The organism is Methylomonas sp. Uni0011 (assembly GCF_056850255.1).
Map to the genome: position 1 here is coordinate 51079 of NZ_JBVVNO010000023.1, position 13350 is coordinate 64428.

Annotated in this window: 10 protein-coding genes and 2 pseudogenes; 3 read left to right on the top strand and 9 right to left on the bottom strand. The window is 53.0% G+C overall.

The genetic code is table 11. The features are described 5' to 3' along the window. Positions 1-34 precede the first annotated feature (34 nt). The 4 genes from AC0IM9_RS18430 to AC0IM9_RS18445 form a co-directional block, all read right to left on the bottom strand. Positions 35-1834 carry an AAA family ATPase gene (locus tag AC0IM9_RS18430; RefSeq protein WP_482804959.1) on the bottom strand — a complete coding sequence of 600 codons (1800 nt, stop codon included), beginning with the start codon at positions 1832-1834 and terminating at the stop codon, positions 35-37. A gap of 308 nt (positions 1835-2142) precedes the next feature. Next, the gene (locus AC0IM9_RS18435) at positions 2143-5277 is read right to left on the bottom strand and encodes a type I restriction endonuclease subunit R (protein ID WP_482804960.1); all 3135 of its coding nucleotides are present in this window, start codon (positions 5275-5277) and stop codon (positions 2143-2145) included. A 43-nt stretch (positions 5278-5320) separates the two neighbouring features. Then, positions 5321-6469 (bottom strand): Fic family protein, encoded by a 1149-nt coding sequence (locus AC0IM9_RS18440; RefSeq protein ID WP_482804961.1) that lies wholly within the window; start codon positions 6467-6469, stop codon positions 5321-5323. 101 nt (positions 6470-6570) lie between these two features. Further along, positions 6571-7572, bottom strand: coding sequence for a restriction endonuclease subunit S (locus AC0IM9_RS18445; protein WP_482804966.1), 1002 nt, complete (start codon positions 7570-7572; stop codon positions 6571-6573). On the opposite strand from AC0IM9_RS18445, the gene AC0IM9_RS18450 reads away from it, so the two are divergent. Continuing rightward, on the top strand, positions 7564-8562 hold the full coding sequence (locus tag AC0IM9_RS18450; RefSeq protein WP_482804962.1) for an IS5 family transposase: 999 nt from the start codon (positions 7564-7566) through the stop codon (positions 8560-8562). The two genes, AC0IM9_RS18445 and AC0IM9_RS18450, sit on opposite strands and share 9 nt — an antisense overlap. An 81-nt stretch (positions 8563-8643) precedes the next feature. Here the strand turns inward: AC0IM9_RS18450 and AC0IM9_RS18455 are convergent, their stop codons facing one another. The 5 genes and pseudogenes from AC0IM9_RS18455 to AC0IM9_RS18475 form a co-directional block, all read right to left on the bottom strand. Next, positions 8644-9117, bottom strand: a complete 474-nt coding sequence (locus AC0IM9_RS18455) for a restriction endonuclease subunit S domain-containing protein (protein ID WP_482804963.1) — start codon at positions 9115-9117, stop codon at positions 8644-8646. Then, positions 9107-10660 carry a class I SAM-dependent DNA methyltransferase gene (locus AC0IM9_RS18460; protein WP_482804967.1) on the bottom strand — a complete coding sequence of 518 codons (1554 nt, stop codon included), beginning with the start codon at positions 10658-10660 and terminating at the stop codon, positions 9107-9109. Before AC0IM9_RS18460 ends, AC0IM9_RS18455 begins: the two co-directional genes overlap by 11 nt. A 62-nt stretch (positions 10661-10722) precedes the next feature. After that, positions 10723-10953 carry a WGR domain-containing protein gene (locus AC0IM9_RS18465; protein ID WP_482804964.1) on the bottom strand — a complete coding sequence of 77 codons (231 nt, stop codon included), beginning with the start codon at positions 10951-10953 and terminating at the stop codon, positions 10723-10725. Positions 10954-10956: 3 nt separating this feature from the next. Then, complete coding sequence (locus AC0IM9_RS18470; protein ID WP_482804968.1) at positions 10957-11172, bottom strand: helix-turn-helix domain-containing protein; 216 nt, start codon at positions 11170-11172, stop codon at positions 10957-10959. Then, a pseudogene (locus tag AC0IM9_RS18475) lies at positions 11158-11553 on the bottom strand (recombinase family protein); the annotation flags it as partial. The gene AC0IM9_RS18470 and the pseudogene AC0IM9_RS18475, both read right to left, overlap by 15 nt. A 326-nt stretch (positions 11554-11879) precedes the next feature. Here AC0IM9_RS18475 and AC0IM9_RS18480 point away from each other — a divergent pair. After that, positions 11880-12154 (top strand): annotated as a pseudogene (locus AC0IM9_RS18480) (transposase); the annotation flags it as partial. A gap of 373 nt (positions 12155-12527) precedes the next feature. Next, positions 12528-13350: ABC transporter transmembrane domain-containing protein (locus AC0IM9_RS18485; protein ID WP_482804965.1), on the top strand; the 823-nt coding region annotated here is incomplete at its 3' end.

The window sequence follows — 13350 nt, forward strand, 5'->3', positions numbered from 1 at the left end:
GGACTTAAAGGTGAGCAATCATATACGGAACAGCTCATACCTTTACAGAAGGGTTCAAGAACACTTTTTCTATGTGATTAAGTTCGGTATTTCGTGTCGTTGCATCCAGTCCAGCAAGGTACTGTTCCAGAAGTGGGCGTAAAGAAAATTTCCATACCTGTACAACGGGCTCAAGTGCATCGCCTTTGCGTGTCCATAGGAAGTTCTGGACACGCTTCCCTTTATTTTGGATCGCATTGTGCAGAAAGGTCACGACATCAAGCAGGTAGGTATGACCGATTTCATACTGAGCACCCAGCAATGGACTGTCGTGAATACGCTGGTTTAGGGCTGTGGCAACATCAGCTAGGCGCCGGAAATCCACCTCGATTTTTTCCCATTTGATACCGCTATTTAGGGTATTCCATTTCGATTCAGCCGCTTTCATCAATGCATCCGCGCTGTATGGGCACTCTTGCCATAAAAACCGGCGACGTAAAGCAAAGTCGATCTGTTCAATGGATTGATCGATCAAGTTCATGGTGCCGATCACAAATAAATCGTCAGGCAAGACAAGCGTCAAGGCTTTCCCTTCAAGCGTACGCCCAGGGAGTTCAATAGCCTGCTCCCTGTCTTCCAACAGAGAAAAACATTCTCCTAACAGGCGACTTAGATCGGTTCGATTCATCTCATCAAGAATCAGCACATGCGGCAACCGTTGATCATCTAAACAATTCTCAATTTCTTCTATCAATCGAGGCAAATAACCTAATCGATATTCTGTCCCTCCCTTATCATTAAGGTGTAGGGCCCGGATGAAGTCCTCGTAACTGTAGGCCGGATGTAGCTGCAATCGATGAACGTTTTTTTTGAGTGCTTTCTGGATTTCTTGCTCAGACTTAAAATAACGTGCGGGTTTCCACTTACGCAACGCGGCCGACCTGATAACGCTTTCGGCCAGGTGTTTGGCTGTATAAGTTTTGCCTGTTCCAGGTGGACCATACAACACGATCTGCTTTTTATGCTCGATTAACTCCAGAGCAGAACCACCAGTAGCCGTTTCATCGCTGTTGTCAAACCATGCTTGCACCAGGGGCGGCCAGTAGAAATCCAGATTTTTATCTGGTAGTAGGGCTTTCAAATTGCCACGTATGGCGTAAATCCGTTGATCTACATTATCAGTCTCACTTAGATCTCCGGCCAACTCGCCAAAAGCTTTGACGATAAGCCGCTTATGGGTATTGCTGGCTATGCGCTCAAAGTAGTCAGGGTAAAATAGGTAAAGCAGCATATGGCGCAACTGGCGAGAATCAGCATCCTCGATACTATCGGCAAAGATCTGGAATCGCCATGGATCGTCCGCTATCTGTTTCCGTTCCTCTTCCTGTAACTTTTTCCATTCCAGCGCAAGATTGATCAAGTATGTAAGCTCAAAGGGTCGGTGGGTGTTGTAGCCTTGACCACCACTGCCGATGCCTGACGAGAAGGCCTTTGACACATGATGACTTTCAGGCAGACTATCCTCGCACCAACCAAGGACCTCATTTACCAACTCTCTCTTGCGTACACCACCGACATTCGACGGAAATAGGAAGTACACACACAGCACCTCCGCCGCGAGTCGAATCACCTCTTTGCCCTGTGATCGAATCTGATCGCGGAATTTGTCGGTGAACTGTCGATCCCCTTCGTCCGGCGCCGCTACAAAGGCGCTATGGAAACGCAGTAAAACGTCTGTTGACCACAGCGTTTCCGTTTCAAATAACAAAGAGCCATCCTGTTGAAGGCATTTGGAAAAGAATATCTTGGCGACTTGAAGGATCTGGCTTGAATCATTTTCAGTGTAACGTGCCATTGAATAGCTCTCTAAAAGGTGTCAGCACTTGAATGCTATTGACTTGAATTTTCCGTGAGGCCGCCAACTGCAAGCGACATCTGCACGGTCATGCAGACGTTCTTCATCTGATTGGTTCCAATGTGTCGTAAAACACTTGCTTTCCGGCGGGTTAGATAAATCACAATTAATGCCACTCAAATCGCCACAAAAAATACCGTAAACAGTGTCGCTATGGCATACCTACGCATATTACGTGCTCAGGGCTTCTCGCACACGGGAAAGGCAGCTATTTGCCCGTTTTCTCACGAATCCCTACGGTCACCCATCTACATCCATGCTTCACCTAACGCCTGTGCCTGCTGCAAAACCAGCTCAATCGCTGCCTCCTGCTGATCTGGCGGATACTTGTACTTACGGAGTATACGTTTGACCATCAAGCGTAACTTGGCTCTGACGCTTTCCCGTTGCGACCAATCCACCGTAATGTTCTGGCGTAGATTCTCTGTAAGCTCATGGGCGATAAGCTTCAGGGTTTCATCGGTCAGTTCGCGGACGGCTGATTCATTATCGGCCAGGGCATCGTAAAAGCGGATTTCATCTTCACTCAACCCCAGAGACTCCCCTCGTCCGGCGGCTTCCCTAAACTTCTTCGCCATCTGAATCAGCTCTTCAATGACCTGAGCTGTTTCAATGGCTCGGTTCTGATAACGCTTGATCACGTTGACCAATAGCTCGGAGAATTTCTTCTCCTGTACCACGTTGCCGCCAAAGCGGGATTTGATTTCGCCTTCCAATAGCCGTTCCAGCAATTCCACAGCAAGATTGCGTTCCGGCAGGTTGCGTACATCTGCCAGGAAGTCGTCGTCGAGGATACCGATATTGGGTTTGTCCAGACCAACGGCTTCGAAGATGTCCACCACGTCTTCCGAGACCACGGCGGAATTGATGATTTGCCGGATCGCCAGATCACGTTCCTCGTCGCTGCGTTTTTTCCGGCTGATGTCCGGCTTGGTGAGAATGACTTTCACCGCCTGAAAAAACGCTACTCCCTCCCTTACCGCCTTGGCTTCGTCCAGCGTACAGCACAAGGTAAAGGCCTTGCTCATCGCCAGCGCGGTATCGGCAAAACGCTTCTTACCGTCCTTCTGGCCCAGCACATGGTTGGCTGCGCCGGCCAGTCGTTTATGGCCGGTGGTTAAAAAGTCACTGTAGTCATAGCCGTGCAGCATACCCCGCAGAATATCGAGCTTTTCTTCCAGCACGGCATAGGCTTCGGCCGCATCGACGGTGGGCCGACCACGGCCTTGGCTGGCGGTGTAATCCTTCAATGCCGACTTCAATTCGTTGGTGATGCCGATGTAATCCACCACCAGCCCGCCTTGCTTGTCCTTGAATACCCGGTTGACGCGGGCGATGGCCTGCATCAGGTTGTGGCCCTTCATCGGTTTATCGACATACAGCGTATGCACACACGGCGCATCAAAGCCGGTCAGCCACATATCCCGCACGATCACCAAACGCAACGGATCGGCCGGGTCTTTAAAGCGCTTTTCCAGGCGTTTTTTCTGCTGTTTGCTGTAGATATGCGGACGCAATAAGGCTTTGTCACTGGCGGAACCCGTCATCACGATCTTGATCTCGCCTTGCTCCGGGTCATCGCTGTGCCAATCAGGCCGCAGCTTGATAATCTCGTTATACAAATGCACGCAGATTTCCCGACTCATCGCCACCACCATGGCCTTGCCGTCCTGGGCTTTGTTGCGTTCTTCGAAATGGGCCACCAAATCCGCCGCCACGCTGGCGATACGGGGTTCGGCGCCGACCACCTTTTCCAAGGCCGCCCAACGACTTTTCAAATTGGCTTTTTGATCGTCTTCCTCATCCTCGGCCAGTTCGTCGACTTCATCATCAATCTGCGGCAACTGCTCGGGCTTCAGGGCTAACTTGGCCAGCCGCGATTCAAAGTAAATCGCTACCGTCGCACCGTCTTCCTTGGCCTGCTGCATGTCATAGACGTGAATGTACTCGCCAAACACCGCCCGCGTATCTCGATCTTCCAGTGACACAGGGGTGCCGGTAAAAGCGACAAAGGTGGCATTGGGCAAAGCATCGCGTAAATGCTGGGCGTAACCGACTTGATACATGCCTCGGTATTCGGCGGCCATGTCCGCCCTACCCTCGTTGGCAGCGGTTTGTTGGGTTTTGACGGTTTTGAGCTTGGCTTCAAAACCATACTGGGTACGATGCGCCTCGTCGGCAATCACCACGATATTGCTCCGGTCGGACAGCACCGGAAAACTGTCTTCATCGGCACCCGGCATAAATTTCTGGATGGTGGCGAAGACAATACCGCCGGATGGCCGATTGGCCAACTTGGCGCGCAAGTCTTGCCGGGTTTCGGCTTGTACCGGCTGCTCGCGCAATAAATCCTGCCCCAACGAGAATACCCCGAACAATTGCCCATCCAGGTCGTTGCGGTCGGTGATCACCACAATGGTTGGGTTTTCCATTGCCGCTTCCTGCATCACTCGCGCGGCAAAGCAGGTCATGGTGATGCTCTTGCCACTGCCTTGGGTGTGCCAGACCACGCCGCCTTTGTGGTTGCCATCCGGTCGGGAGGCGGGCACCACCTGTTGAATGGCAGCTCGCACTGCATGGTACTGATGATAGCCCGCGACTTTCTTGACCAGGCCGCCGTCATCCTCGAACAGCACGAAAAAACGCAAGTAATCGAGTAAGGTCGCCGGGCTCAACAAACCGCGTATCAGCGTTTCCAGTTCGTTGAATTGGCCTAACGGGTCCAGACTGATGCCGTCGATGGTACGCCACTGCATGAAACGTTCGGCATCGCTGGACAACGAACCCAGCCGCGCCTCGCTGCCATCGGAAATCACCAGCACCTCGTTGTACTGAAATACATCCGGGATTTGTTCTTTGTAGGTTTGAATCTGATCGAAAGCCTTCCAGATGTCGGCATTCTCATCGGCCGGATTTTTCAGTTCCAGCAACACTAACGGCAGACCATTGATGAACAGGATGATGTCCGGCCGGCGTGAATGTTTCTGTCCCTTGATGGCAAATTGATTGATCGCCAGCCATTCATTACTGGAAGGTTCGGTAAAGTCGATCAATCGCACCAAATCGCCACGGGTATCGCCATCCTTTTGATACTCCACCGGCACGCCGTTGACTAACAAACGGTGAAAGTGGCGATTGGCTGCCAACAGTCCCGGCACTTCCAGATTCAACACCTGCTGCAAGGCATCTTCTCGCGCCGCCAACGAAATGGCCGGGTTTAGCTTGGCAATCGCCGATCGCAACCGTTCTACCAACATTACTTGCACATAATTATTGCGCTCGGGATTTTCGCCATCCGGTGCCAGGTTAGGGCCGTACAGCGAGGCATAACCAACCTCGGCCAGCCAGCCGAGTGCTTCCTGTTCCAGTTGGTCTTCGGTCATGGCCTGACTCCGATAGGCTAATGGTGTGTGTTGCTAATTTTCATTAGCGCGTCAGCAGCTCGATGTACGAATGATAACTGTAGCTACGGTTTTTTTTCTGCCCGGTAAATTCCACCACAATGCTCAACTCCTCCAGGACTTTGACTGCTGCCGTCGCGGTTGGGAAGGTGGTGTTTAGTTTTTTTCGCACCTGCTCGATGCTGAAGCGCGGCATCATCGGCAGCATCTCAAACAAACGGTAACTGGCGGGACCGACTTTCGCGGCGCCGAGCAGACGCCGACGGTCCGCCGCCACCAAGCTGGCTATCGCCACAATGCTACGCTCGGCATCGGTAGCCGCCACTGCCACCGCTTCTAAAAAGAAAGACACCCAGCCTTCCCAATCGCCATCGGTGCGGATGGCCGACAAGCGGCGGTAGTACTCGCTTTGGAATTGTTTCAAGTAACCGCTTAGATACATCAAGGGTTCGGGCAATAAGCCCCAATGTTCCATCAACGCGGCAATCAACAAGCGGCCAATCCGGCCGTTGCCATCCAGAAACGGGTGGATGGTTTCAAATTGGGCATGCACCAGGGCAATTTTCACCAACGGCGGCAAATCATCCGACGGCGTGGTGTGAATAAAGCGTTCCACATCGGCCAACAAATCCGCGACCCGTTCCGCCGGTGGCGGCACAAACGCCGCATTGCCGGGCCGGGTGCCGCCAATCCAGTTTTGCGACCGGCGCAATTCGCCGGGTTGTTTGCCCGTGCCTCTCGCTCCATCCAGCAGCAGATGGTGGGCATTGCACAACAAGCGGACGCTGATCGGTAAGCCATCGGCGGCACGCAAGTTATCCTGCACCAATCGGAAGGCACGTAGATAGTTGGTCACTTCCTCCACATCGTCGGTATTGCTGACTGCAAAACCGGCTTCCTCATCGAACAAGTCGGTCAGGGTCGCTTGCGTGCCCTCTATCTGAGAGGTCAGCAACGCTTCTTTGCGGATCGCGCTATACAGCAACCAATCCACCGACGGCACCAGTCCGGACACCCCCGACAACCGCGCCAACGCCAACTCAGCGGCATGATTGAGCGCGGCATAACTTTCGACGGCCAAAATTGGATCGCTGGGCGGCAACGGATGCGGGATAAACGCCCTCACGGGCTCGCCCAAGGTCGTAGAAATGAAGTAGTCGCCGGTGCTGCGCATGGAATGCAAATTTTCTTTAATAGAGACTTGCCATATTAAAGCACTCTTTAATATTTGGCGCGAATATCAAAGAAAACTTTAATAAACGTAGGGGCGGCATCTCAAGTCGTCTCCAGCATGGATTCTACTTCCGGCAGGCGGAGCTGGCCGGAAATTAGGCGGGGTAACAGGGTGTCGCGGAGGGTAGCGAGGGTTTGGGCTTTCAACGCGTTGGTTATCCAACGGTCAATAAGAGGATCAAAAACATAACTTGCTTCAGCGATTAGCTCATCTGTTGGAATAACAGTTTTCGCTTCGCTCAAATGCTTACGCTGGATATGTCCCATCGTAGTTGCTTTGCTTGCTGCAATTTGCTGGAAGTGTGACAGATGATGTTTAGTCCAAAAAAAGTAAAGCCACTTTGGATAATCGCTTGATGTCACCTTAAACAAATGTTGATTCAAGGCGCCTTCACCACCACACCAAATTACAACTTCCAGACTACCTGACCACGAAAACAGAACTTCTCCATCCTTGACTATATATTCAGATTTCAAATTCCGACTTGCACGATCAGCCCCAGTAACATCACCTTTTTTAAGTTGGGCAATTTTAATAACAGGAAGATACTCATCGCCATCAGGCGGGAATTTTTGCAATGCTAATCCATTTAGGAAGTCAGCAATCTTATCGAGTGACTTAACCCGCCACCCTCTCGGCACCAACCCCAATTCCGATTCCTCAAAACTATCGGGAAACAGCGCGGCAGTGGCTTCGTCCAGGGCCGCTATCGGCATCCCGCTTTTTGCGGCAGTCGTACCTCCCTGTACAGCGCCTTCCGGGGTGCGGCCTTGTTGTTTGGCGTGGACGGGGTCGAAATCGACAAACCACGATTTGAACAGCGCATGGGCAATGGCTTCCAGCGTAGCGTTGGTTTGGCGCAGAAGGGTGATGCGGTCGTCCAAGGCCCCAAGAATTGCAGCAATTTTTGACTGTTCGTTGATTGGAGGAATGGTTAATTCGAAATGCGGTATCTCTTTGCACTTAAGGAACCTCTGATTAATTACCTGCGAGCGATATAATTCAATAAGAGCTTTGTTTTCGAGATAACGCGCATGGAACACTACCAACAACTCAGTTTTGCTGATGTCGAATACGCCAATAAAGGCAAACTCACCCGGCGGGAAAAGTTTCTGAACCAACTCGAAGAATTGTTGCCCTGGTCAGTCATGCGAGCGGTGATTGAACCGCATTACGCATCCGGCCAAGGACGTGGTCGCAAGCCGTTTGCCTTGAATGCCATGCTGCATGTGCACGTGGCCCAGATTGTCTACAACTATTCGGATCCGGGCATGGAAGACGCGTTGTACGAAATTGAATCGCTACGGCGCTTTTGCGGTATTCGCCTGGAAGCGGTGCCCGATGAAAGTACCATTTTGCAGTTCCGCCATCTGTTGGAAGCCCACGGATTAACCGAACAGATTTTCGCAGCCATCAACCAAACGCTGGGGGAACGCGGCCTGTTTTTAAGAGCCGGCACCATCGTCGACGCCAGCCTGATTGCCGCGCCGACCTCGACCAAAAACCAAGACAAAGCGCGTGACCCGGAGATGCATTCGAGCAAGAAAGGCAACCAATGGTTTTTCGGCAGCAAATTTCACATTGGCGTCGATAGCGAAACCGGCTTGGTGCATACCCTCACAGTCACCTCTGGCAATGTCAGTGACGTGGCCGAAGCCGCCAACCTGCTGCACGGCGAAGAACAATTCGTGCAGGGCGACGCCGGCTATCAAGGCTTGGACAAGCGCCCCGAGATGCCAACCGAAAATCCACCCGCGTGTGTCATTGCGATGCGCCCTGGCAAGCTGGCCAAGTTAACTCAGGACGATAGCGAAGAAGCCCGGCAATTGCGCGAGGCAGCCCGCGAACTGGCCAGCCGCCGGGCCAAAGTCGAGCACGTGTTTAGGGACATTAAAGTCCGATTTGGTTACGCCAAGAATCGCTATCGCGGTTTAGCCAAAAACGCCGCCCGATTAACCTTTTTGACCGCGATTGCGAATGTGTTGCGCGGTGATGCGTATGAACGTCGCTGCCTCATTGCGTCTGTAATTTGAACATGGGCCCAGAAAAGGGCTTGTTTTAGAGAGCAACCGGCTGTTTTGGCGAAAATACGCTCGATTATTGAAATTTTTGCCTCATCTTAGAAACTTCTGTTGCTCAAAACGGCTGTTTTTCAGAGGTTCCTTAAGACTGTCGAATACAGCGCCAACATTGATGTATTTATTAACTTGATCCCACCAGTCAGGACCACGTAACAACCAACGGAGGAATTCTGGGTGAACATATTTTCCATCAGATCGCAAAACAACCAGGTTTTGTCCAATAGCACACTCTAAGCCCTTAGGTACGACAGCACTATCACCAGAGTTGCAACGCCTAACGACGATAACGTCATTAGCCTGAGGCTTCAGCTTCTTTGTCCATTCGGAAAAATGCTCTTTTGAAATCTTGCGAACCCCGTCGAGTTCGATATGACCATTTTTGAGTTGAGGTATCGCTATGTACGGATAACCGTCTTCAGCACCTGGCGGAGTACGGTGATCACAATCTATCAACGTGACGCCGGCATTCTTAAGTGGTATGCGCGGCCATTCGATTTCAGAACTCATACCCCAGACCTCCCATCTTCTGCCGAATCAACTGGTCGAGTTCCGCGCCTTTTGCCATCTGCTCGCCCAGCTTTTCGGTGAGCTTTTGCATCTTGTCGGCAAAGGCTTCGTCGTCGTCCTCGACTTCTTCGGCGCCGACATAGCGGCCAGGTGTGAGGACGTGGCCGTGTTCGGCAATTTCGGTCAGTTTGACGCTACGGCAGTAGCCGGGGATGTTTTGATAATCGCCAACACCATCTTCGCCTCGCCACGCCGCCACCGTACCGGCAATGCGTTCAATAACCTCATCAGTCAATTCTGCCTGCACCCGGCTGATCATGCTGCCCAGCTTGCGGGCGTCGATGAACAACACTTCGCCCTGGCGGCTGGTTTTTTGCTTAGATAGGAACCACAAGCAGGCCGGAATCTGGGTATTGAAGAACAACTGGCCGGGCAAGGCAATCATCACTTCCACCACGTCGGCATCGACCATGGCGCGGCGGATGTCGCCTTCGCTGTTCTGGCTGGAACTCATGGAGCCGTTGGCCAGCACGATGCCGGCGCGACCGTTGGCTTTAAGCTGATACAGCATGTGCTGCAACCAGGCGTAGTTAGCGTTGCCTTGCGGCGGCGTGCCGTAGACCCAGCGCGGATCGCCTTCCAGGCTGCCGTGCCACCAGTCACTGATGTTGAACGGCGGATTGGCCAGGATGAAGTCGGCGCGCAAATCCGGGTGCTGGTTGCGGGTGAAGGTGTCGCTGGGTTCGCGGCCCAGATTGAAGTCGATGCCGCGTATCGCCAGATTCATCGCCGCCAAGCGCCAGGTGGTCGGGTTGGATTCCTGGCCGTAAATCGACACGTCGCCCAGCTTGCCGCCGTGGGCTTCGATGAATTTTTCCGATTGTACGAACATGCCGCCGGAACCGCAGCAAGGGTCGTAGACCTTGCCATGATGCGGGGCCAGCACGGCGACCAGAGTTTTAACGATGCTGGCCGGGGTATAGAACTGCCCGCCTTTCTTACCTTCGGCACTGGCGAACTGGCCTAGGAAGTATTCGTAGACTTGTCCCAACACGTCGCGGGCCTGGCCTGGATCGTCGCCAAAGCCAATGGTCGAGACCAGATCGACCAGTTCACCCAGCTTACCGTCCGGCAGTTGGGCACGGGCGTAGCGTTTATCCAGGATACCTTTTAACTTGGGATTTTCGGTTTCGATGATCGCCAGGGCATCATCGATGCGTTTACCAATGTCGGCTTGCTTGGCGGCAGCACGCAGAGCTTCCCATCGGGCTGTCTCCGGCACCCAGAACACATTGACCTCTTTGTAATAGTCGCGGTCCTCCAACTCTTCGGCCAACATTTCGTCATCGCACTCATGCAGGAAATACTCGTCGGCTTCATCGGTAAAGCGCCGGGTGAGTTCGGCACGGCGGGCTGCGAAGGTATCGGAGATGTATTTCACGAAGATCAGGCCGAGCACCAAGTGTTTGTATTCGGCGGCGTCCATGTTGGCACGCAACTTATCGGCGGCGGCCCAGAGTGTCCTTTTAATGTCGTCCAGCATGATTATGAAGTGTACCAGGTAAAAAAGCATCTGATTATGTAACGAATTACAGCCCCATTGCGTTATTTTAACCGATAACCCTTTTTAACTTTTTTGCTGCTGATTTTTTGGCTGGCCGATTCCGCTTCTTGTTCCGTGGTAAACCACTCCTTTCTGACGGCGCCTGGAGAACCTACCCTGCCCCATTCCTTAATCAACGACCAATCATCAAATAGACCAGGCGTCACAAACATCTGATAAAAGCGATGCATGTTGTCTTTGTCGTCATGCCGTTCCAAATACACATGATTCATCAGTTACTCCCCAGTAGAGTGGACCGTATTGTCAGTTTGCGGTGATTTCATCGACGCTTTCCGAATCCGCATAATGGTTTGCCGAGTGGTTTTGAACTCCCGAGCCAACTCCGAAACGTTACTGCCAGCGGCCAAGCGTTTGACAACTTCAGCACGAGCTTCCACATTGAGCGCCGGCGGCCGACCAAACTGCTTGCCTGCTGCCTTCGCGCGACTAATGCCGGCTTGGGTTCGCTCAATTAACAAGTCACGCTCAAATTCAGCGACCGCTGCGATCACCTGCATGGTCATCTTGCCGGCAGAACTGGTCAGATCAACCCCGCCTAACGCCAAACAATGGACCCGCACCCCGGAATCGGAAAGGTGCTCGACGGTAGCTCTGACATCCATGGCATTGCGGCCGAGGCGATCCAGCTTAGTCACCACCAACATATCGCCCGATTCCATCCGGTCGATCAGTTTATTAAAACCTGGTCGTTCTTTAGCCGCGACTGAACCGCTGATGCTTTCTTCAATCAAACGATGCGACTGAATGGCAAAACCGGCAGATTGAATTTCCAAGCTTTGATTTTGGGTAGTCTGGTCTGTGGTCGACACTCGACAATAAGCATACTTAAGTACATATCATTTAAACCCTGTCCGAAACCGGTTGATTTTGGACATTTATGCCAGAAGATGACTACACTACTTTTGTTACCCTTAAAATCTATAGGGTGTCATTTCAGAGTCTGGCTTCAAACATCAAGCCCGCAGACACGACCATGCCAATCCCAGACTCATTGCCCTGACCTTCTAAGGCCCAACAATGACAGACATACTCCATGCGGCTCTTTTATGCCCAACAAATAATCATGGGCAGTATCGGTGTGCACCCAGTAATATGAGCAAAAGCCATACCTTCGTGTTTTTTCGAGCGACTATAGCCGTTCGCATACAAGAACCACATCAACTTTGATAATGCCCACAAGCTGGTGCGCAAATACGCCGCCACCGATGCCAGCGTCCACGACTCCCAAGCCCTGAACGGCTTGCTCGATAGCGGCAACACCAGCCGCGACGTCTGGGCCGACAGTGCCTATCGATCCGAAGCGACCGAAGCCGGATTCACCGCAAAGGGGTTCGCGGCAAACCGCTGACCGACCGGGAAAAACAAGGCAACAGCACCCGATCCAAAACCAGTTGTCGGGTCGAGCACGTGTTTGCCTGGATGGTGCATATTCCGATCAAACCCGCCACCGATTCCGACTTCAAAGCCGCCACGCATTCCGATACCAAAACAGCCGTTGGCGCCGATGGTCTATTTCACGGCGCAAATGTTGACGATGTTTCAATCTTAGCGTTCGCGCGCATTACCCACCGGTTCCACTAGACAAATGCGGCATCGCAAGCTAGATTTGCCCGGTCTTTTCGCCGATCGGGTTTGCCGTTAGCAGCGAGAATCGAATTTACTTAACCATACCCCTATGCGCCATTTGCCAAGGATGCCCGTGCTCGATTCGCGATTTCCCCGCTTAAACGGTGGGTTGACATTGTTTTCACTCTCAAGTCTTTTTAGCTTCGAACAGCTGTTCTAAATGAACTCCACCGCTCCACCCTCCGCCGACCTGGATACCGGTCTGGCCGCGTTGTTGATGATGGCCGCCTTCCACGGCGTGGCCGCCGACGAAGCCGCCTTGCGCCACGAGTTCGGGCCGGCGTTGGTGCCGGATCGCGAAGGGCGCTGTCGCTTCGATAACCGAGCACTGCAACTGGCCGCGCAACGCTTGGGCTTGACCGCCAAACCGCGCCGGCAGGACCCGAAACGTTTGGCGTTAGCGCCGTTGCCGGCGATAGCGTTGGGCAAGGACGGCCGTTATTTCATCCTGGCCAAATACGATGCCGGGTCGCCCGCACCTGCCGGCCCGGACCAAGGCGGGCCTGCGCCCGCCCATGGCGGCTCACCCAACGCCGCTGGCAAAGTCTTGATCCAGCGCCCCGGCGAGCCGCCGGCGGTGATGACCCTGCCCGAACTGCTGGCGAGCTGGACCGGCGAGCTGTTGTTTTTTACCTCCAAGGCCAGCTATGCCGGCGAAGCGGCCCAGTTCGATTTCACCTGGTTCATTCCGGCTCTGATCAAGTACCGCAAGCTGTTCGGCGAAGTGTTGTTGATTTCGCTGGTGTTGCAGCTGATCGGCCTGGTCACGCCGTTGTTTTTCCAGGTGGTGATGGACAAGGTGCTGGTCAACCACGCGATGAAAACCTTGAACGTGATCGCGATCGGCCTGATCGGAGCGATGCTGTTCGAAGCCGCCTTGTCCGGTATCCGCACTTGGGTGTTCGCTCATACCAGCAGCAAGATCGACGTGGAGTTGGGCGCCCGCTTGTTCAAGCATTTGTTGGCCTTGCCCACCGCCTATT

Coding starts and splice junctions, on each gene's coding strand:
- AC0IM9_RS18450 (WP_482804962.1), top strand. CDS start 7,564: ATGGAACACTACCAACAACTCAGTTTTGCTGATGTCGAATACGCCAAT.
- AC0IM9_RS18465 (WP_482804964.1), bottom strand. CDS start 10,953: ATGAATCATGTGTATTTGGAACGGCATGACGACAAAGACAACATGCAT.
- AC0IM9_RS18435 (WP_482804960.1), bottom strand. CDS start 5,277: ATGACCGAAGACCAACTGGAACAGGAAGCACTCGGCTGGCTGGCCGAG.
- AC0IM9_RS18430 (WP_482804959.1), bottom strand. CDS start 1,834: ATGGCACGTTACACTGAAAATGATTCAAGCCAGATCCTTCAAGTCGCC.
- AC0IM9_RS18460 (WP_482804967.1), bottom strand. CDS start 10,660: ATGCTGGACGACATTAAAAGGACACTCTGGGCCGCCGCCGATAAGTTG.
- AC0IM9_RS18440 (WP_482804961.1), bottom strand. CDS start 6,469: ATGCGCAGCACCGGCGACTACTTCATTTCTACGACCTTGGGCGAGCCC.
- AC0IM9_RS18455 (WP_482804963.1), bottom strand. CDS start 9,117: ATGAGTTCTGAAATCGAATGGCCGCGCATACCACTTAAGAATGCCGGC.